Genomic DNA, 19,392 nt, shown 5'->3' with positions numbered 1-19,392 from the left:
CGAGGCCCCCGGCGTCCCGCGCAGGACGTTTTCCGGATCACGGCTCCGCGCGATCCGCGCTTCCGTGTCAATCGGAGTTGCCGGGTGCCGGAATTGCCGATCCGAGCCATTGTCGGACGACTATTGCGGTTGCGCGTTGACTGCGCGACCAGACGGAGCTCGGGAGGTGCCCTGCTCCGAATGGAGCAGCACGAGCGGATCACCGGTGATAAGATGTGGCTCAAATCACAGAAATACCGAGGGAAACCGCCAATCGAGGGAACCAAATCCGGACAATCTCTCACGAACTTACCCGGCGGGCGGGTTTCAACCCACAGCCGACATGGTCGAACCCGCCCTGGTCGATCATCGACGTCGCGCGTTTTGTTGACGCGCCTCGACGCGGCGAAGTATGAATTTGGGCAGCGATGGGGCGTCCCGGTTCTTACCGATCACGAGATGGGTTCGATTGTATTAAGCGTACCCGCGATCGGGTGATTCATCGCCTTTCCGTTTTCCGTGACCGGATTCTGTGGGGAAGCGAATGAGCGACGACTCGGCTGCGCAGCAGACACCAGCGTGCCCGTTCAGCGGGACCGAACCAGGACCGGAACCACCAGCCCGGACGGTGCCGGTCGCGCCCGGCCGGCTGCCCATGATCGGCCACATCTGGCCGCTCATGCGCAACCCCTTCGACTTCTTCGCCGACCTGCGTGCCCGCGGCGACGTGGTGAAGCTCTACATCGGCAAGCGGCCGATCTACTTCCTCACCACCGCGCGCCTCGCGCACCAGGTGCTGGTGAAGGAGGCCCGCTCGTTCGGCAAGGGCATGGTGTGGGAGGCCGTGCATCCGTTGAGCGGCAACGGTTTGCTGGCTTCCGACCGCGCGCTGCACCGCCGCCAGCGACGGCTGATCCAGCCGCTGTTCCACCGCCAGATGATCGCCTCCTACGCGCAGATCATGACCGCCGAGGCGCAGGCGCTGGCCGAGTCCTGGCAGCCGGGGCAAAAGGTCGTCGTGCAGCAGGCCATGATCGAGCTGACGCTGACCACCATCGTGCGGTCGATGTTCTCCGGCAGCCTGCCCTCTGACGTCGTGCGGGAGATCATCCGCTCGCTGCCGATCTTCACCTACGGCATGGTCGCCCGCACCGTGCTGCCCGCCTGGCTGTGCAAGGTCTCCGGGTTCGACCGGCGCTTCCTCGACGCCGCGAACCGGCTGCGCGCCGCCGTCGACCACGTGGTGCGCACCGACAAGAGCGCCGACGGGACCGACCTGCTTTCGCACCTGCGCGCCGCCCGCGACCCGGACACCGGCGAGGCGATGGGCGACGACCTCATCCGCGACGAACTGGTGTCGATCATGATGGCCGGCACCGAGACCACGGCCGCCACCCTCACCTGGGCGTTCCACGAGCTGTCCCGGCACCCCGAGGTCGAGGCGAAGCTGCGCGCCGAACTGCGGGACGTGCTCGGCGGGCGCCCCGCGGAGTACGCCGACATCGAGAAGCTGCCCTACACCCGCGCCGTGGTGAACGAGGTCCTGCGCCGGTACTCGCTGCTGATGCTCTTCCGCCGCGCGGAGGAACCGGTGGTGGTCGACGGCATTCCGCTGGCCGCGGGCGCGGACGTCATGTTCAGCCAGATCGACCTGCACCGCGACGGCGCGGCGTTCCCCGACCCGGACCGGTTCCACCCCGGACGCTGGCTCGTCGACCGCGAGCACCTCCCGCACCGCACCGCCTTCCTCCCGTTCGGCGAGGGCAACCGCCGCTGCATCGGCGAGCCCTACGCCCAGGCCAAGGCGGTCATCGCGCTGGCGACCATCCTCGGCCGCTGGCGGCTGGTCCCGGCACCCGGCCACACCGTGCGCCGGGTCGCCGCGGCGATGCCGCGCCCGAACAGCCTGCCCATGATCGTCACCGCGCTCGACACCGATGGGAGCGAGCTGACCCATGCCTGAAACCACCACCGAAACCGACCAGGGGCGGGGCGCCGCCGTCGAGCCGATCGCGATCGTGGGCATCGGGTGCCGGTTCGCCGGCGGGGTCGACTCCCCCGCCGGGCTCTGGAGCCTGCTCGAGCGCGGTGGCAACGCCGTCCGCGAGGTCCCGCCGGAGCGCTGGGCCGTGGACGAGGTCTACGACCCGCAACCCGGCGTGCCCGGCCGCACCGTGTCCCGCTGGGGCGGGTTCCTCGACGACATCGGCGGCTTCGACACCGCCGCCTTCGGCATCACCGAGTACGAGGCCGAGGCGATGGACCCGCAACACCGGATGCTGACCCAGGTGGCCTGGGAGGCGCTGGAGCACGCGGGCATCGCGCCCGGGTCGCTCAAGGGGTCGCAGACCGGTGTCTTCTTCGGCCTGGCGCACCACGACTACCTGCTGCGGACGTTCGACGACTCGCTCGTGGACAACCCGTACGTGATGACCGGCAACGCGCACTCCGTCGGCGCGGGCCGGGTGTCCTACCTGCTCGGGCTGCACGGGCCCGCCGTGGCCGTGGACACCGCCTGCTCCTCGGGCCTGCTGTCGGTGCACCTCGGCTGCCAGAGCCTGCGTGCCGGGGAGTCCGACCTGGCACTGGCGGGCGCGGCGATGCTGCAGCTGGGCCCGGAGGTCGGTGTCCTGTTCTCGCAGTGGTCGATGCTGTCGCCCCACGGCCGGTGCGCCGCGTTCGACGCCGCCGCCGACGGGTTCGTCCGCAGCGAGGGCTGCGCGGTCGTCGCGCTGCAGCGGCTCGACGACGCGCTGCGCGACGGCAACCGGGTCCTCGCCGTCATCCGCGGCTCGGCGGCCAACGCCGACGGCCGCTCCGACAACATCGTCGTCCCCTCCGCGACCGCGCAGGAAGCGGTGCAGCGCAGCGCTCTGCGTGCCGCCGCCGTCGACCCGGCCGCGGTCGAACTGGTCGAGGCGCACGGCCCCGGCACGCCCACCGGCGACCCGGTGGAGTTCCGCGCGCTGTCCGCCGTGTACGGCGCGGGCGACAAGCCGTGCGCGCTGGGTTCGGTGAAGACCAACATCGGGCACACCGAGTCGGTGTCCGGGGTGGCCGGGCTCATCAAGGCCGTAATGTCGTTGCGGCACAAGAAGATCCCGGGCAACCTCCACTTCAGCGAATGGAACCCGGACATCTCCCCGGACGGGACGCGGTTGTACGTCCCCACCGAGCTGCGCGAATGGCACGCGAACGGCTCGCCACGGCTGGCGTCGGTCTCCTCCTACGGGTTCAGCGGCACCAACGTCCACGTCGTCCTCGAAGAGGCTCCGGACATCGCGGCTCCGGTCGCGCTCCCGCCGCCGGCGGAGAAAGCGTTTCCCGTGCTGCTGTCCGGAAGCACTCCGCAGGCCTTGGCGGAAACCGCCGGTCGCGTGGCGAAGTGGCTTTCGGGCGAGGGCGCGTCGGTGCCGCTGGCCGACATCGGCCGCACCCTCGCCCGCGGCCGAGAGCACCGGGTGGAGCGGCTCGTCGCCCTGGCGTCGTCGCACGGCGAGCTGGCCGGGCAGCTGGCCGCGGCCGCGGTGGCGCGGCCCGCGCCGGGCGTGGTGTCCGGCACGGCCGGCAGCCACAGCGGGGCGCCGGTGTGGGTCTTCTCCGGCCAGGGCTCGCAGTGGGCGGGCATGGGCCGGGTGCTGCTGGAGACCGAGCCCGCGTTCGGCGCGATGATCGACGAGCTGGAGCCGCTGATCGCCCGCGAGGCCGGGTTCTCCGTGCGCGCCGAGCTGGTGGCCGACGAGACCGTCACCGGCATCGAGAAGGTCCAGCCGACGATCTTCGCCGTGCAGGTCGCCCTCGCGGCCGCCTGGCGATCGCGCGGTGTCGAGCCCGCCGCGGTGATCGGGCACTCGCTCGGCGAGACCGCCGCGTCGGTGGTCGCGGGCGCCCTCACCCCCGACGACGGGGTGAAGGTGATCTGCCGCCGGTCCCGGCTGATCACCCGGATCGCGGGCGGCGGCGCCATGGCCACCATCGAGCTGCCGCACCAGGAGGTCGCGGCCGAGCTGGCCGCCGCGGGCATCGAGGACGTCACCGTCGCGGTGATCGCCTCCGCCGGGTCCACGGTCGTGGCGGGCAACCCCGCCCGCGTCGACGAACTGGTGGCCGGCTGGGAGGCCCGCGACCTGCACGCCCGCCGGATCGCGGTGGACTACGCTTCGCACTCCCCGCACGTCGACCCCATCCTCGACGAGCTGGCCGAGCGGCTGGAGGACCTCGCCCCGGCCGCGGCGACCGTGCCGGTCTACGGCACCGTGCTCGACGACCCGAAGAAGCCCGCCGCGTTCGACGCCGGGTACTGGGTGCACAACCTGCGCCGTCCGGTCCGCTTCGCCGACGCGGTCACCGCCGCCGTGCTGGACGGGCACCGGATCTTCGTCGAGCTGTCCCCGCACCCGCTGCTGATCCACGCGATCACCGAAACGGCGAAGTCGATCGGCCGCGACGCGACCGCCGTGGCCACCCTGCGCCGCGACGGCGACCAGTCCACCGGGCTGCTGCCCCGGCTCGCCGACCTGCACTGCAGCGGGGTCCCGGTCGACTGGGCGCGCGCCTACCCGGCGGGCAATCTGGTCGACGTGCCGCTGCCGGCGTGGGCAGGTGCCGACCTGGGCGTGCTGGCACTGCAGGTGAAGAAGCCCGGCGCGCGGGTGGACGCGCACCCCCTGCTCGGCGTGCACGTCAGCCCGGTCGACACCGGCGACGAGCACACCTGGCAGGCCACGATCACCGGCCGCGACCTGCGCTACCTGGCCGACCACCAGGTCCACGACCAGCCGGTGCTGCCGGGGGCGGCCTACTGCGAGATGGGGCTCGCCGCGGCGAAGACCGTGTTCGGCGCCGGCCTCGGCACGGTCGAGGTGGCCGACCTGACCATCCACGAGATGCTGCACCTCGACGAGCACACCGTCGTGTCCTCGCGGACGCGCCCCGTCGGCGACGGCGTGGTGCGGTTCGAGTCGCTGACCCGCCGCGACGGCGAGGACCCGACGCTGCTGGCCACCGGGACCCTGCGGGTGCGCGCGGCGGCCGAGCCGGACCGGCTCGACGTCGCCGGGCTGCTCGCCGCCCACCCCGGGTCGCTCTCCCCGCGAGCGGCCTACGCCAAGTTCCACGGGGCCGGTGTCCGGCACGGAGACGCGTTCGCCGCCCTGGTCGCGCTGCACCTGTCCGAGGAGCCGGGCACCGGGCAGACGGTGCTGGCGGAGCTGGCACTGCCCGCGGCGGTGCGCGGCGACCTCGGCTCCTACGGGCTGCACCCGGTCCTGCTGGACGGCTGCCTGCAGACGCTGGCGGCGCACCCGGCGCTGATCCGCGACGCCTTCCCGGTGGGGGCCGGGGCGCTGCGCGTGCACCGCGACCCGCACCGTGCCCGCTACTGCCTGGCCCGGTTGCGCCACCTCGACGAGCAGCTGGCCGTCGGCGACGTGGCGTTGCTCGACGAGGACGGCACCGTGGTCGCCGAGGTCACCGGCATCCGCCTGGCCACCACCGACCGGCGGCTGGCCGAGCGCCTGCTCGCCGTCGGCTGGGACCGTGTCGATTTTCCGGAGCCGGCGGCCGCCGCCGGGCCGTGGCTGGTCCTGACCGAGCCGGACGCGGGCCCGGAGCCGTTCGCCGCCGAGCTGACCTCGGCACTGGGCGCCGAGACCGCCCATCTGGGCTCCACTGTGGACGAACTCGAGGCACGGCTGAACGCGCGGCCGCCACAGGGGCTCGTCGTGGTGTGCCCGGCGCCCACCGGCCCCGCCGGCCACGACGCCGTGGAACGCGCGGAGCGCCGGGTGAAACGGCTGATCGGCCTGGTCCGGACGCTGGTGGAGCGCACCGACGGACACCGGCCCCGGCTGTGGGTCCTCACCCGCGACGCCCAGCAGGTGGGCGAGGACGACGGGCTGAACCTGGAGCAGACCGCATTGCGCGGCCTGTGCCGGGTGATCGGTCACGAGCACCCGGAGCTGGGGATCTGCCACCTCGACACCGACGCCGCTACCACGCCCCGGCGGGTGGCCGAGCTGCTCGGGGCGAACGGCGACGCCGACGAGGTGGCCCTGCGCGACGGCGAGCTGTTCCTGGCCCGGCTCAAGGTCGCGCCCCTGCACGACGGCGACCGCCGGGTGCGCCCGATCCGCCACGGCCGTGACCGGTACGCACTGGCCACCCGGCACGCAGGCGACCTCGGCAGCCTGGAGCTGGTCGCGGCCGAGCCGCGCGCGCTCGCGCCGGACGAGATCGAGATCCGGGTCGCGGCTTTCGGCTTGAACTACGCGGACGTGCTCAACGCGATGGGCCTCTACAAGACCGTCGACGGCAGCCCGATGCCGTTCGGCTTCGACTGCGCGGGCACGGTCGTCGCCGTCGGCGCGGACGTCACCGCGTTCCGGGCCGGCGACCGGGTGGCGGCCATGCACCCCGGCGCGTTCCACGCGTTCGCGGTGGTGCCCGCGTGCAAGGCCAACCGGATTCCCGACGACGTCACGTTCGCGGCGGCCGCGGCCCGGCCGAGCGTGTTCGCCACCGCCTGGTACGGCCTGCACCGGCTGAGCGGGCTCGGCGCCGGCGAGCGGGTGCTGATCCACTCGGCGACCGGTGGCGTCGGCCTGGCGGCCATCGCCGTGGCCCGGCACCTCGGCGCGGAGATCTACGCCACCGCGGGCACCGACGCGAAGCGGCAGTACCTGCGCGACCTGGGCATCGAGCACGTCTTCGACTCCCGCTCCACGGAGTTCGCCGACCGGATCCGCGAGCTGACCGGCGGCGAGGGGGTGGACGTGGTGCTCAACTCGCTCACCGGTGCCGCCCAGCGGGCCGGCCTGGACCTGCTGCGCATCGGCGGCCGGTTCGTCGAGCTGGGCAAGAAGGACATCTACGCCGACGCGCGCATCGGGCTCTTCCCGTTCCGCCGCAACATCTCCCTGCACAGCGTCGACCTCGGCGTGCTGGCCTACGAGCACCTCGGCGACATCCTCCGCGAGGTCCACGAGCTGCTCGCCGCGGGCGCGCTCACCCCGGTTCCGCACACCACGTACCCGCTGGCCGAGGCCGCCTCGGCGTTCCGCACGCTCGCCTCGGGCGGCCACCTCGGCAAGCTCGTCCTCGCCGTCCCCCAGGACGGCGACGGCGAAGCGGTCGTCCGGCCGGACGACGTCCCGGTGATCCGGGCGGACGGCGCGTATGTCGTCACCGGCGGCCTGGGCGGCCTCGGCCTGATCATCGCCCGGTGGTTCGCCGGCGAGGGCGCGGGCCGCGTCATCCTCAACGGCCGCTCGGCCCCGTCCACCGAAGCGCAGGCGACCATCGACGAACTGCGCGCGGCCGGTGCCGACATCGAGGTGGTGCGCGGGGACATCGCCGCGGCGGGCACCGCCGGGGAACTGGTGCGCGCCGCCACCGCCACCGGGCTGCCCCTGCGCGGGGTCGTCCACGCCGCCGCGGTGGTCGACGACGCGGCGATCACCAGCGTGGACGACGCGCTGGTCGAGCGGGTGTGGGCGCCGAAGGTGCGGGGCGCGCTGCGCCTGCACGAAGCGTGCGCGGACAGCCAGCTGGACTGGTGGTTCGGGTTCTCCTCCGCCTCGGCACTGGTCGGCTTCGCCGGCCAAGCCTGCTACGCCTCGGCCAACGCCCTGCTGGACGGCCTCACCACCTGGCGGCGCGGACACGGGCTGCCTGCGCTGAGCGTCAACTGGGGCGCGTGGGCCGAGCACGGGCGCGGCACGATGTTCGCCGAACGCGGCAACGCCATGATCGACCCGGACGAAGGCGTGAAGGCCTGCGACGCGCTGCTGCGCCGCGACCGGGCCCGCGCGGGCTACCTGGCGATCCTGGACGCGGGCTGGCAGGCGATGTTCGCGGAGAAGATCCGCACCTCGCCGTTCTTCGCCGCCATCCCCGCCGACCGCGAGGCCGATCGGGGCGGCGACACCGCCGGGTATCCCGTGCTGGCGGAGCTGCGGACCGCCGACCCGGCGGCCCGGCAGCGGTTCCTGGAGCAGCACCTCACCGCGCACGCGGCGGAGATCCTCCGGGTCGACGCCGCGGGCCTCGATCCGGACCGGTCGCTGACCGACCACGGCCTGGACTCGCTGATGGCGCTGGAGCTGAGCACCCGGATCAACCGGGAGCTCGACATCCGGGTCACGCCCAAGCAGATGCGCCAGGACGCCAGCCCGGCGGCGCTGGCCGCGCACATCGTCGCCCGGCTCGACCTCGGGGCGGCGCAGTAGATGGCAACCGACCGACCGCGCAGAGGGAGTCACCGTGGCCAACCGTCCGCCCCGGGTCGCGCACGCGGCCAGCGGGATCGTCAGCCTGCTGATCCTGGCCTCCACGATCCTGGTCCTGGCGCCGATCCCGCCCTTCGGGTCGCCGGAGACCGAGGTCGCGCAGTTCTACGCCACCCACGTCACCAGCGGGTACGTCTACCAGTTCATCGCGGGCATCGCGCTGATGGTCGCGCTGTGGTTCCTCGCCTACCTCTACACCCGGTTCCGCCGGGAGGTGCCGGACAGCCCGCTGCCGGTGCTGATGATCGCGGCGGGCACCGCCTGGGTGGGCTTCGCCGTGGTGTACCTGGGCCTGTTCCAGATCTTCTCGGGCTGGGCGCGGGACCCGGCGACCCGGCCGCTGCTGCGCGCGTTCTCCGACGCGTACGTGCTGGGCTTCATGTTCAGCGCGGTCCCGGCCGCGGTCGTGGTCGTCGCGGCGGCGCTGTGCACGAGCCGGAGCGCGGGGTGGCCGGGCTGGCTCAGGCCGGCGGCCGCGGCCGTCGTGGTCGTCGAGCTGCTCGGCTGCGTGCCGCTGCTCGCACCGGAGGGCCCGCTGAAGGCGGGCGGGCCGATCACCTACGCGAGCGTGTTCGCCGTGATCGGCTGGCTCGCCGTGGCGAGCGTCGCGGCCGTCCGCTCGGAACGGGCGAAGTCGTATTCGGAAGCCTGAACCCGTGCACCGGAGCGCTGGGATGACAGACAAGTTCGACGTGGTGATCGTGGGTGCGGGTCTCGCGGGCCTGCAGATGCTGCACGAGGTCCGCGAGGCCGGGCTCACGGCGCGGGTGCTCGAGGCCGGCGGCGGCGCGGGCGGCACCTGGTACTGGAACCGCTACCCGGGTGCCCGCTGCGACGTGGAGAGCCTGGAGTACTCCTACCAGTTCTCCCCCGAGCTGCAGCAGGACTGGGAGTGGACCCGGCGGTACGCCGGCCGGGCCGAGATCATGCGCTACATCGGCCACGTCGTCGAACGCTTCGACCTGGCCCGCGACATCCGGTTCCACACCCGGGTCGAGGCCATGACCTACGACGAGCCCGCCGCCACGTGGACCGTGCGGACCGACGGCGGCGACGAGGTCGTGGCCCGGTTCGTCATCATGGCCACCGGCTGCCTGTCCGAGCCGAACGTGCCGGACATCCGCGGCATCGAGACGTTCGCGGGCGACGTCCTGCACACCGGGCGCTGGCCGCGGGAACCGGTCGGCTTCACCGGCAAGCGCGTCGGCGTCGTCGGCACCGGCTCCTCCGGCGTGCAGGCCATCCCGATCATCGCGCGGGCGGCGGCCGAGCTCGTCGTCTTCCAGCGCACCCCCGCGTACACGCTGCCCGCGGGCGACGAGCCGCTCGACCCGGCGCTGCAGGCGGCGATCAAGGCCGACTACGCGGGGTTCCGCGCGCGCAACAACGAGATGCCCACGGCCGGGCTCTCCCGGTTCCCGGCGAACCCGAACTCGGTGTTCCTGTTCTCCGCCAAGGAGCGGGAGGCGACCTTCGAACACTGCTGGAACCGGGGTGGGCCGCTGCTGCTGCGTGCCTTCGGCGACCCGCTGGTCGACCCGGCGGCCAACGAGGTCGTCGCCGAATACGTCCGCGGCAAGATCCGCGAGATCGTCACCGACCCCGAGGTGGCGGCGAAGCTCACCCCGACGCACGTCATCGGGTGCAAGCGCATCTGCCTCGGCGACGGCTACTACGAGACCTACAACCGGCCGAACGTGCGCCTGGCCGACATCGCGGCCCATCCGATCGAGGAGGTCACGCCGACCTCGGTCCGGACCGGGGAGGGCACGTACGACCTCGACGTGCTGGTGTTCGCCACCGGGTACGACGCCATCACCGGGGCGCTGTCGCGCATCGACATCCGCGGCCGCGACGGGCTGTCGCTGCGGGAGGCGTGGTCGGCCGGCCCGCGCACCTACCTGGGGCTCGGGGTGCCCGGCTTCCCGAACCTGTTCACCATGACCGGCCCCGGCAGCCCGTCGGTGCTGACCAACGTGCTGGTCGCCATCCACCAGCACGCGACGTGGATCGGCAGGTGCCTCCGGTACCTCGCCGGCAACGGCGTCCGGACGATCGAGGCCACGCCGGCGGCCGCGGAGGCCTGGGGCCGCCACGTCGGCGACGTCGCCGGGCGGACCCTGCTCCCCTCGTGCGGGTCCTGGTACCTGGGCGCGAACATCCCCGGCAAGAAGCGCGTCTTCATGCCGCTGGTCGGGTTCCCCGACTACGCCGAGAAGTGCGCGGCGATCGCGGCCACCGGCTACCCGGGCTTCGCCCTCGCCCACGACCCGGTCCCGGCCACCCGAAGCTGACAGGAGCGCACCCGCATGAGCCACCCCGAGATCCCGGAAATCGACTTCGACCACCACTCCCCGGAGTACTCCGCCGATCCCTGGGCCGCCAACACGGCGCTGGGCCGGAAGTGCCCGGTGGCGCACAGCTCGCACTACGGCGGCTTCTACGTGGTCACCGGCTACGAACAGGTCGTCTCCGTCGCCCGCCGCCCGCAGGTGTTCTCCTCCGCGCACGAGCTGCCAAACACCCCCGGCCGTCCACAAGGGACGATCATCCCGGCGTCGACGTTCCGCGCGCTGCCACTGGAGATGGACCCGCCGGAGTTCCTGGAGTGGCGCCGGGCGCTGAACACCTTCTTCACGCCCACCGCGGCGAAGAAGCTGCGCCCGCGCATCGAGGCCTACACCACCTGGTGCCTCGACCAGTGCGTCGAGTCGGGCGAGATCGACCTGGTCATGGACCTGGCCAACGCCGTGCCCGCGCTGCTGACCCTGGACATCGTCGGCCTGTCGATGGACAACTGGCGCGTCTACGCCGAGGCCGTGCACTCGCTGGCGTACACGCCGTCGGACACACCCGGGTACAAGACGGTCGAAGCAGGCTTCGCGATGCTCATCAAGGAGGTCGTCGAGACGATCCCGGTGCGCCGCGCGAACCCCGGCAACGACCTGATCAGCTTTCTCACCCGGATGGAGATCGGGGGCGAGAAGATCGGCGACGCGGACATCATCGCCGTCTGCAACGCGATGATCGCCGGTGGCATGGACACCACCACGGCCCTGCTGTCCTCCACCTTCGAGCACCTCGACCGCAACCCCGGCGACCGCAGGCGCCTGATCGAGCACCCGGAGGACATCCCCCGGGCGTGCGAGGAGCTCCTCCGGTACTTCACCCCCGTGGTCTGCGTCGGGCGCACGGCCACCGAGGAGGCCCGGATCGACGGCGCCACCGTGCGCCCCGGCGAGCGCGTGCTGATCTCGTGGGCCGCGGCGAACCTCGACGAGAAGGTCTTCCCGGACCCGCTCACCATCGACTTCGACCGGGACACCCGCAAGCACGCGGCCTTCGGTATCGGGGCGCACCGGTGCATTGGGCGCCACATCGCGCAGACCGACTTCCAGGTCGTCGTCGGGGAGGTGCTCCGGCGGCTGCCGGACTACCGGCTGGTCGAAGGGGCGGCGGTGCGCTACCCGACGGTCGGGCAGATCAACGGCCACGTGAAGATGCCCGCCCGCTTCACCCCCGGCCCCCGGACCGGGCCCGCCTTCGAGACGGCGAACGACCTGTTCGCCTCGTTCGGCGAGCCGCGATGACCGGCGCCGCGGACTCGCCGGTGGTCGAGGTGCGGGCCGGGCTCCCGCGGTTCCCCTCGGCCCGGGCCCGCAACTGCCCGCTCGACCCGGCACCCGCGCTGCGCGCGGTCCAGGCGGCGGCCCCGATCGCCCGCGTGGAGATCTGGGACGGCAGCACCCCGTGGCTGGTCAGCGGCTACGACGAGGTGCGGACGCTGCTGCGGGACCCGCGGCTGAGCGCGGCACCCGAGCACCCCGGCTATCCGCACTCGACCCCCAGCAGGTTCATGCAGCGCCTGAGCTTCCTCACCATGGACGCCCCGGAGCACACCCGCCAGCGCCGCTTCGTCGCCAAGCCGTTCTCCGCCAAGCGCGTCGAGGCCATGCGGCCGCGGATCCAGGAGCTGGTCGACGACCTGATCGACCGGCTGCTGGCCGGCCCGAAGCCGGCCGACCTGCTGGAGGCGTTCGCGCTGCCGGTGCCGTGCACCGTGATCTGCCACCTGCTCGGCGTGCCGTACGAGGACCACGAGTTCTTCTCGACGAGCGCCAAGGCGCTCATCGACCCCCGCGCCACCCACGAGGAGGCCATGGCCGCCCGGGCCGGCCTCGTCGACTACATCGACCGGCTGCTGACGGTCAAGCGCACCGACCCGGCCGAGGACATGCTGTCGGAGCTGGCCAACGAGCAGGTCGCCACCGGCAACCTCACCCAGCAGGACGCCACCCTGATCGGCATGCTGATGCTCCTCGGCGGCTTCGACACGACGGCGAACACCATCGCCCTGGGCGTCCTGGCGCTGACCGGGAACCGCGACCAGTTCGACGTCCTGCGACAGCTGGCGACGCCGGCGGAAATCGACGGCGCGATCGAGGAAATCCTGCGGTACACCGCAGTCCCCCAGGGCGGCAGGCGCCGGGTGGCGCTGGCGGACATCGAGATCGGCGGCGTGGTCATCCGGGCCGGGGACGGGCTGATCCTCGCCGGCGACCTCGCCAACCGGGACGCGTCGGTGGTCGAGGACCCGGACCGGCTGGACCTGCGCAGGCCCGCGTACCGGCACGTGACCTTCGGACACGGGCCCCACCAGTGCCTGGGCATGCCCCTGGCGCGGCTCGAACTGCAGATCGCGTTCCCGGCCCTGGTGCGCCGCATCCCGACGTTGCGCCCGGCGGTGGACCTGGACCGGATCGAGTTCCGCGAGCCGGGCATGGGTGTCTACGGAGTGAAGGAACTGCCCGTAACGTGGTGATGATCGATTCCCTGCTGGCGAAGGCCGTCGACAACGGCGTCGCCGCGGGCTTCCACGCGATGGCCGCCCACCGCGGCGAGATCGTGTACTCGGGCGGTGCCGGCACCCGTGACGGTGCGGCTCCGTGGACGGAGGACACCATCGCGTGGCTCGCGTCGATGACCAAGCCGATCGTGGCCGTCGCCGCGCTGCAGCTGGTGGAACGCGGGCTGATCGGGCTGGACACGCCAACGGACGACGTCCTCCCCGAGCTCGCCGCGGCCCAGGTGCTCGAGGGCTACGACGGGGACGTGCCCCGCCTGCGGCCGGTCCGGACGCCGGTGACGTTGCGGATGTTGCTGTCGCACACCGCAGGCGCGGGGTACGCGTTCCTGTCGGCGGACCTGGCCCGGTACCAGCGGGAGAACGGCATCCCGACGAGCCTGGAGTGCAAGCGGGCCTCGATCGTGGACTCACCGCTGGTGTACGAACCGGGAACGGACACGGGGTACGGAACCGGTCTCGAGTGGGTGGGGCTGGCCATCGCGCGGCTGACCGGCCGCGACCTGGCGACCCACCTGCGGGAGGCGGTCTTCGACCCACTGGGGATGACGGACACGGCGTTCGGCGTCGTGGACCGCTCCCGGCTGGCGACGGTGCGGGCGAAGACCCCGGAGGGGTTGGTGACCGTTCCGTTCGAGCTGCCCGCCGAGCCGGAGTTCTTCTCCGGCGGGGGCGGGTTGTACGGAACCCCGCGGGACTACTTGAAGTTCCTGCGAATGCTGGGCGAAACCGCCGACGGCGTGCGGCTCCTCGCCCCCTCGACCCTGACCGCGGCCCGCCGGAGCCAGTCGCCGGTGTTCGGCTGGCTGGCCTCGGCCAATCCCGCGACGTCACACGACATCGACCTGCTGCCGGGCACTCCGGTGTCCTGGTCACTGCTCGGAATGCGCAACGAGGAGCGCACCCCCCAGGACCGTCCGATCGGGACGGTGGCCTGGGCCGGCGGCGCGAACTGCTACTTCTGGGTGGACCCGGACGGCGCGACGGCGGGTGTCCTGTTCACCCAGCTCGTCCCGTTCGCGGATCCCGAGGTGATCGCGCTCTTCGCCGGCATCGAGCAGGCGGTCCGCGCCTGATCCCCGGCTCCGGATGACGACTGGGCCGGACGGGTGATGCGGCTCAACCCGCGGGCGTGGTCGTGCGTGGAGTCGGCGTCGACCGATTCCGAGGGGAATTCGCATGTTCCGACGTGGCGCCCGGCGGCTATCTCGACGCCGACGTCTCCATCACGGGGACCGACAGCCACGGCAACTACTCCGGTCACGTCAGCGACCGGAGCGTCAACATGGGCAAGGTCGTGCGCTGGACCGACGGCAAGCCCCGCATCCCGGACGCGCTGGCACCGTTCGTCTACCCGCACGTCGCCGACGAGAACTCCGCGGGAACCGTGCTGCTGGACGGCGGCCTTCCGTCGGCAACCTGGGGCGTCTACCTGTTCAGCGGCGGCCACCGCGGCCCCGGCACGCTGACCCGCCTGCCCGACCCGCCGGGCTACCGGCTGGAGTCGGCCGTCGCGCTCAACGACCGGGGCGACGTGCTCGCCTCCGCGACCGATCTCAAGGACGGCCACCGGGTCAGCGTCCTCTGGTCGGTGCTGGCCGTGGGACCGCGGATCATCGACGTCCCGGACCGGTACGGCATGGATCTCGACGACGACGGCACGGTGCTGCTGGGCGCCCCGGACAACAAGCTCGGCGGGCTCTGGCGGGCCGGCGTTGTCACCCCGCTGACCGGCGAAGACCGTCCCGTGCTGATCCGTCAGATCCGCAACGGCGTCGTGGCCGGCACGGCGATCGACTCGTGGCCCGCTTCGCGCGCCTTGGCGTGGCACGGCCCAGCCGACCCGCGGCCCCTCGAGCAGGGCGGGACGGCGGAGGCGATCAACAAGCACGGGCTGATCGCGGGCAGCCTGACCAACCTGATCGGACCGTCCGCGGTCTGGCAGGACACGAAGCTGCTCGGCCTGCTCCCGTTCCCCGACGGCGGGGATGCGGATGTGTACGTCATCGGCGACGACGGCGTGATCTTCGGCAACACCGACGGCGATCACGCCGCGCTGCGCTGGACCTGCGACTGACGAACGAGGAGCTTCCCATGAGAATTCTGTCCCGGACCCTGGCCGCCCTTTTCGGTGTCGCGGCCGTCCTGGCGGCCGCGCCGCCCGCCGGAGCGGCCACGAACCCGTACACCCCGGCCGAAGTCTGCGGCGCCGGTTACCGGATCATCTCCTCGCTGCCGGCCAAGACCGACGACGGGCGCCAGTGGGGCGGGGTCTACCTGCTCTACAAAACCGGCGGCTACAACTGCGTCGTCACCATCAAGTGGTCGTTCATCGGGGTCGCCACCGACACCTTCGCCGGGCTGTACCGGGACTCCGAGGACTCGAGCCGGAACATCTACGACCGCGGGAACTTCAAGTACTACGCCGTGGTCCGGGGGTACGCCCCCCAGTGCGTCAAGTACGCGGGCTGGGTCGGCGACCACACCGGGGACGCCGGTACGCGCGCGGTCGCCACCAGCGGCTGGGGCTGGTGCGACTGATCGGGTTCTCCGCCGGACATCGGCAGGCGGCCGGGCCGCCCCGGGAGCGGCCCGGCCGCAGCGGTCAGCGTGCGTAGAGGGTGTTCCGGATGATGTCGGTCAGGGCCGCCACGACGTTCTCGTCCTGGGCCGGCTCCGTGCCGCGGACCAGCTGGTAGCCCGCGCGCTCGACCATCCAGGTGAGGATCGCCGCGGTCTCGGCCGGGCGGACCGGGCGCATCACGCCGGCCGCCTGGCCGCGCTCGATCGCCTGCCGGGTCGCGTCGATGATCGACTGCATCAACCCGCGCACCTCGGCCGCGACCGTCGGGTCGTAAGCCGCTGTTTCGGTGATGATCGTGAAGGCCGCCGCGCGGCGGCGGTACACCTCGACGATCGCCGTGATGGCCGCCGTGAGGCCGGCCGGGTCGGTGTGGTCCGCCGTCTCCCACCAGGTGGCCGACACGTCGCGGAGCTCCGCCAGCACCGTCGCGGCCAGGCGGCGGACCAGGTCGCCCTTGTCCTCGAAGTGGACGTAGAACGTCGAGCGGGAGATGCCGGCCGCCGCGGCCAGGCGCTCGACGCTGAGTTCGGTGAAGCCGTCGCCCTGGGCGACGAGCTCCTCCGTGGCCGCGAACAGGCGGCGCTCCAGCTCTTCTCGGCGGTCCTGCCGCTTGCTGCCTGCGGGCCGGGTTACTGAAGACACGGCCGGATCATACCCGGACAGCAAATCCGGACACACTGTCCTGACACTATGTCTTGACGGAGCGTCCGGATTCGGCGATCCTGGGCCGAACGAGCCTGGGAGGCGCTGTGCCGGTGTTGTGGGTCCTGTGGGGAATCGGCGTCCTGAACGTCGTGGCGGTGTTCCTGACCTTGGCGGTGTACCTGATCCGGTCCCGCTTCATGGAGGTGGGCCCGCCGTTTCTCTTCGTCCTCTCGACCATGCTCGCCATCGTGACGACGTTCGCGGGCGGCCTCAGCGGCCTGCTGCTCGTCCTGCTTACCGACGCGGGCGTCGTTCTCATCGCGGGCACGGTCGTCCTGCTCGCCGGGGCCGCTTTCGCCACGGCCTTCGCGCTCAACCAGGTCCGGCTGTCCAGGCAGGTGTCCCGCATCGGCAAGCACCTGCTGCGGCGCCGGGACAAGGTGCTCGACCTGATCCGGGCCGGCCGCGTGCGCTCCGGTGGATCACCACGGAAGACCGCGGTTCTGGGTCGACGGCCGCTATGAACGGTAGCGGCCGTGGGTGACGGCCGCCCAGGCGTCGACCGCGCCGTGGCCGTAGAAGCCGTTGAACTCCGCGTCGCCCTCGCACGTTGCCGTGTACGAAGCGTCGCGGCCCTCCTTGAGGTAGTCCACCGTGCGGGGGACCGGGCACGGGATCTTCGACGCCGTCCGCTCGAGGATCCGCTGCACCACGTCCGGGTTCAGCCCGAGCCCGCCGCCGCCTGCCGGGCGGCCGTGCTGCGACACGATCAACGCCGCGACGCCCGCCGCGTGCGGGGCCGCCATCGAGGTGCCCTGCAGCCACCGGAAATAGCCCACTCGGCCATCCGCGGCCGTCTCCTTCCGGATCCCCACCGAAGTGCCCGCGGGCGTGATGTCCCCCGCCGCGTCGATGTACCCCGCCGCCACGCCGACGCTGCGGGCGTACGTCGACAGGATCTCGTTGTCGCGGCTGTCGTACCACGGCGTCCCGAAGTAGTCGCGCTTGTACCCGCCGGGCGCCGACACCGAGATCTGCTCGACGCCGTAGTTCGAGTAGTCCGCCTTCGCCTGGGACGGGCCGAATCCGGCCACGCCGATCGTGTGCGGCCCCTCGACCGGCAACGTCAGGCAGGTCGCGTTGTCCACCGTGCGCGGGTGCGTGCTGTTCGCCGGGAAGCCGGGGCTCGTCGCGTCCGGCCGCGGTGCCGCCAGGTCGCTGTGCTGGTTGCCCAGCGCGACCACCATCGTGACGCCCTTGCGGTGCGCGTAGTCGAGCGCGCGCCGCGTCGCTTCGATGACCGTGCGCTGCTCGGCCTGCTCGGCCGGGGAATCCGCCGGGTTCGCGACGCAGTTGTACAACCACGGGTCGATGTAGAACGACATGTTCACCACGTCGATGCCCGCGTCGCCGGCGTAGGTCAGCGCGTCGACCGTCGGCTGCAGGAAGTAGAAGCCCGAGTCCTGCGCCGCGCGGAGGTTCACCAGCGTCACGTTCGGCGCCACCCCCGAGACCCCGAAGCCGTTCGCCGCCGCCGCGATGGTGCCCGCGAGGTGCGTGCCGTGCCCGCTGCCGTCGACGTCGACGGGGTCGACGCAGCCGCGGTACTCGCACGGCCCGTCGACCGGCACGCCGTTGACGTCGGCGACGATGTCCGTGGTGAAGTTGCGTGACGCGGCGTGGTCGAAGTTCGGCGCGATGTCCGGGTGCGTGCCGTCGATGCCCGAGTCGATGACGCCGACCTTGACCCGCTTGTCGCCGGGCTGGACCGTGCGCGCGAGGTCCGACCGCACCGACTTGAGGCCCCAGAGCCGGTCGTCGAGCGGGTCGAGACCGGCGGACGAACCCGGCCGAGGTGCGGCGCGGCCGGGTTCCGCCTCGACGACGTCGGGTTTCGGCACGGCCTTGCCGCTCTTCGGCACCGTGCCGATCGACTTCGCCTTGGCGGCGCCGAACACCGCGCGGTCGCGCGAGATCCGTTCGAGGAAACCGCCGGCGGGCGCGGTCGCGGTGATCAGGCCGGCCGCGGCGTTGCTCGCCACGACCGTGCCGCCCGCCGCCCGGACGGCCTTCTCGGCCGCCACGACGTCGTAGCCGCCGGCACCGGCACGGGCCAGGACGGAGAACTCGGAGGCCGGCAACGGTGGCTGCGCCGACGTGGCAGGCACGGCGATCGCGACCGACAGCGGCACCACGAGGGCCAGTGCGAGAGCTCTTCTCACCGCACTTCTCCCCCGTGACGCAGTTCCAGCGTGCAGCACTTGACGCTGCCGCCCCCTTTGAGCAGCTCCGACAGGTCGGCGCCGATCGGCTCGAAGCCCCGCTCCCGCAGCTGCGCCGTCAGCCGCGTGGCGGCCTGGGGCAGGACGACGTGCCGCCCGTCGGAGACGGCGTTCAAGCCGAACGCCGCGGTATCGGCGGACGAGGCGATGACGGCGTCCGGGTACAGCTGCTCGAGCCGCCGCCGGCTGTCCTCGGCGAACGCCTCCGGCGCGTACATGATCACGTCGTCGGCCAGCACGGCCAGTGCGGTGTCCAGGTGGTAGTAGCGCGGGTCGGTCAGCGTCAGGCCCACCACCGGCAGGCCGAAGAACTCCGCGGCCTCTTCGTGGGCCCGGGGGTCGGTCCGGAACCCCGAACCGGCCAGGATCCGGGGGCCGGCGACCAGGAAGTCGCCTTCGCCCTCGTTGGGCCACCGCGCCTGCCGGACGTCCCGGTACCCGTGCCCGGCGAACCACTTCCGGTACGCCGCCGACTCCGGACGACGCTGCCGGTGGCGGAAGCGCGCGACGAGCACCCGGCCGTTCACCACGGTGGCGCCGTTGGCCGCGTACACCATGTCCGGCAGGCCCGGCACCGGGTCGAGCAGGTCCACCCGGTGCCCCAGGTCGAGGTAGAGGTCGCGCAGCCACTCCCACTGCGCGACCGCGAGTTCGGTGTCGGTGGGCTTGCCGGGATCCATCCACGGGTTGATCGAGTATTCGACGTCGAAGTACGCCGGTCTGACCATGAGGTAGTGCCGCAAAAGTCTC

13 protein-coding genes are annotated in these 19,392 nt (G+C 72.4%); 10 read left to right on the top strand and 3 right to left on the bottom strand.

Going from position 1 to position 19,392, the window contains the following annotated elements:
- Positions 1 to 523: 523 nt before the first annotated feature.
- The 9 genes from I4Q55_RS15395 (at position 524) to I4Q55_RS15355 (ending at position 15,672) form a co-directional block, all read left to right on the top strand.
- A complete protein-coding gene (locus I4Q55_RS15395) occupies positions 524 to 1,942 on the top strand; it encodes a cytochrome P450 (protein WP_206788445.1) in 1,419 nt (472 codons plus the stop codon).
- On the top strand, positions 1,935 to 8,207 hold the full coding sequence (locus I4Q55_RS15390) for a type I polyketide synthase (protein WP_206788441.1): 6,273 nt from the start codon (positions 1,935 to 1,937) through the stop codon (positions 8,205 to 8,207). Before I4Q55_RS15395 ends, I4Q55_RS15390 begins: the two co-directional genes overlap by 8 nt.
- A gap of 34 nt (positions 8,208 to 8,241) precedes the next feature.
- Entirely contained in the window at positions 8,242 to 8,919 is a 678-nt protein-coding gene (locus tag I4Q55_RS15385; RefSeq protein ID WP_206788439.1) for a hypothetical protein, read from the top strand.
- Between the two features lie 22 nt (positions 8,920 to 8,941).
- Positions 8,942 to 10,561, top strand: coding sequence for an NAD(P)/FAD-dependent oxidoreductase (locus I4Q55_RS15380; protein WP_206788437.1), 1,620 nt, complete (start codon positions 8,942 to 8,944; stop codon positions 10,559 to 10,561).
- A gap of 15 nt (positions 10,562 to 10,576) precedes the next feature.
- On the top strand, positions 10,577 to 11,857 hold the full coding sequence (locus I4Q55_RS15375; RefSeq protein WP_206788436.1) for a cytochrome P450: 1,281 nt from the start codon (positions 10,577 to 10,579) through the stop codon (positions 11,855 to 11,857).
- Entirely contained in the window at positions 11,854 to 13,089 is a 1,236-nt protein-coding gene (locus I4Q55_RS15370; protein WP_206788434.1) for a cytochrome P450, read from the top strand. Before I4Q55_RS15375 ends, I4Q55_RS15370 begins: the two co-directional genes overlap by 4 nt.
- Positions 13,089 to 14,207 carry a serine hydrolase gene (locus I4Q55_RS15365; RefSeq protein WP_242546069.1) on the top strand — a complete coding sequence of 373 codons (1,119 nt, stop codon included), beginning with the start codon at positions 13,089 to 13,091 and terminating at the stop codon, positions 14,205 to 14,207. Before I4Q55_RS15370 ends, I4Q55_RS15365 begins: the two co-directional genes overlap by 1 nt.
- 113 nt (positions 14,208 to 14,320) lie before the next feature.
- Positions 14,321 to 15,208 carry a hypothetical protein gene (locus I4Q55_RS15360; RefSeq protein ID WP_242545996.1) on the top strand — a complete coding sequence of 296 codons (888 nt, stop codon included), beginning with the start codon at positions 14,321 to 14,323 and terminating at the stop codon, positions 15,206 to 15,208.
- 17 nt (positions 15,209 to 15,225) lie between these two features.
- Positions 15,226 to 15,672: a hypothetical protein gene (locus tag I4Q55_RS15355; RefSeq protein ID WP_206788432.1), complete on the top strand. Its 447-nt coding sequence runs from the start codon at positions 15,226 to 15,228 to the stop codon at positions 15,670 to 15,672.
- A gap of 64 nt (positions 15,673 to 15,736) precedes the next feature.
- On the opposite strand, the gene I4Q55_RS15350 is transcribed toward I4Q55_RS15355, so the two are convergent.
- The gene (locus I4Q55_RS15350) at positions 15,737 to 16,357 is read right to left on the bottom strand and encodes a TetR/AcrR family transcriptional regulator (protein WP_206788431.1); all 621 of its coding nucleotides are present in this window, start codon (positions 16,355 to 16,357) and stop codon (positions 15,737 to 15,739) included.
- A 107-nt stretch (positions 16,358 to 16,464) separates the two neighbouring features.
- Here I4Q55_RS15350 and I4Q55_RS15345 point away from each other — a divergent pair, with 107 nt between their 5' ends.
- Positions 16,465 to 16,884 carry a hypothetical protein gene (locus I4Q55_RS15345; RefSeq protein WP_206788430.1) on the top strand — a complete coding sequence of 140 codons (420 nt, stop codon included), beginning with the start codon at positions 16,465 to 16,467 and terminating at the stop codon, positions 16,882 to 16,884.
- Here the strand turns inward: I4Q55_RS15345 and I4Q55_RS15340 are convergent.
- Positions 16,879 to 18,582, bottom strand: a complete 1,704-nt coding sequence (locus I4Q55_RS15340) for a S8 family serine peptidase (protein WP_206788429.1) — start codon at positions 18,580 to 18,582, stop codon at positions 16,879 to 16,881. The two genes, I4Q55_RS15345 and I4Q55_RS15340, sit on opposite strands and share 6 nt — an antisense overlap.
- Entirely contained in the window at positions 18,579 to 19,370 is a 792-nt protein-coding gene (ddaH, locus tag I4Q55_RS15335; protein WP_206788496.1) for a dimethylargininase, read from the bottom strand. Before ddaH ends, I4Q55_RS15340 begins: the two co-directional genes overlap by 4 nt.
- Between the last annotated feature and the right edge of the window lie 22 nt (positions 19,371 to 19,392).

This window comes from Amycolatopsis sp. MtRt-6 (genome assembly GCF_017308975.1).
Taxonomy (GTDB): domain Bacteria; phylum Actinomycetota; class Actinomycetes; order Mycobacteriales; family Pseudonocardiaceae; genus Amycolatopsis.
The sequence above is the reverse complement of the archived record's forward strand: the minus strand, read 5'-3'. Positions and strand labels throughout refer to the sequence as shown.

Coding starts and splice junctions, on each gene's coding strand:
- ddaH (WP_206788496.1), bottom strand. CDS start 19,370: ATGGTCAGACCGGCGTACTTCGACGTCGAATACTCGATCAACCCGTGG.
- I4Q55_RS15370 (WP_206788434.1), top strand. CDS start 11,854: ATGACCGGCGCCGCGGACTCGCCGGTGGTCGAGGTGCGGGCCGGGCTC.
- I4Q55_RS15355 (WP_206788432.1), top strand. CDS start 15,226: ATGAGAATTCTGTCCCGGACCCTGGCCGCCCTTTTCGGTGTCGCGGCC.
- I4Q55_RS15395 (WP_206788445.1), top strand. CDS start 524: ATGAGCGACGACTCGGCTGCGCAGCAGACACCAGCGTGCCCGTTCAGC.
- I4Q55_RS15375 (WP_206788436.1), top strand. CDS start 10,577: ATGAGCCACCCCGAGATCCCGGAAATCGACTTCGACCACCACTCCCCG.
- I4Q55_RS15380 (WP_206788437.1), top strand. CDS start 8,942: ATGACAGACAAGTTCGACGTGGTGATCGTGGGTGCGGGTCTCGCGGGC.
- I4Q55_RS15365 (WP_242546069.1), top strand. CDS start 13,089: ATGATCGATTCCCTGCTGGCGAAGGCCGTCGACAACGGCGTCGCCGCG.
- I4Q55_RS15390 (WP_206788441.1), top strand. CDS start 1,935: ATGCCTGAAACCACCACCGAAACCGACCAGGGGCGGGGCGCCGCCGTC.